The organism is Catenulispora rubra, from assembly GCF_015356825.1.
In the GTDB taxonomy this organism is placed as follows: domain Bacteria; phylum Actinomycetota; class Actinomycetes; order Streptomycetales; family Catenulisporaceae; genus Catenulispora; species Catenulispora rubra.
This window is the reverse complement of the sequence record NZ_JAACYW010000719.1, coordinates 1-551: the sequence shown is the minus strand read 5'-3', so window position 1 is coordinate 551 and position 551 is coordinate 1. Positions and strand designations below refer to the sequence as shown.

General features: G+C 74.8%; 1 protein-coding gene. It reads right to left on the bottom strand.

The features are described from left to right. Positions 1 to 432: BadF/BadG/BcrA/BcrD ATPase family protein (locus GWK61_RS55120; protein WP_228564599.1), on the bottom strand; the 432-nt coding region annotated here is incomplete at its 3' end. Between the last annotated feature and the right edge of the window lie 119 nt (positions 433 to 551).

Here is a 551-nt window from a genome sequence, read left to right as displayed (position 1 = left end):
GGGCGCTGCCGGGGTGGCGTGGGCGGCGAGCTTGTTCGTGGCGGCGAGGGCAGATGAGGTCGTGGTCGAAGTTGCGGCCGGGGTCGAGTTCGCGGTCGGAGTCGTTGCCGGAATTGCGCTCGGGGCCGGTGTGCCGACCCTCGGGTATCCCGTTGCAGGGTCCTGATCCACATCGATCAAGCGGGCCAGCACCGAGGTCGCGAGCTCGGCCATCGGCCGGCGTCCGTCGGCGGCGGCGAGGGCGGCGCGCGCGGCCTGGCGTCCGATCCAGAAGCCGGAGCCCTCGTCGCCGAGCAGCCAGCCGTAGCCGTCGCGGAAGTGGACGGGGAGGCGGTCGTGCATGCGGGCGGCGACGGCGCCGGTGCCGGAGACCAGCAGGGTGCCGTCGGGGGCGGGGGTGCCGGCGGCGAAGGCCACGGTCACGTCCGACACCACCCGCACCGCGCAGGTCAGACCGGCGTCGCGAGCGGCGACCTCGCCCTAGACCGCGGCGTGGATCGAGCCGAGGCACGCGCCAAGCTGCTCGCCGTGCCGGGCATCGTGCCGTTGAC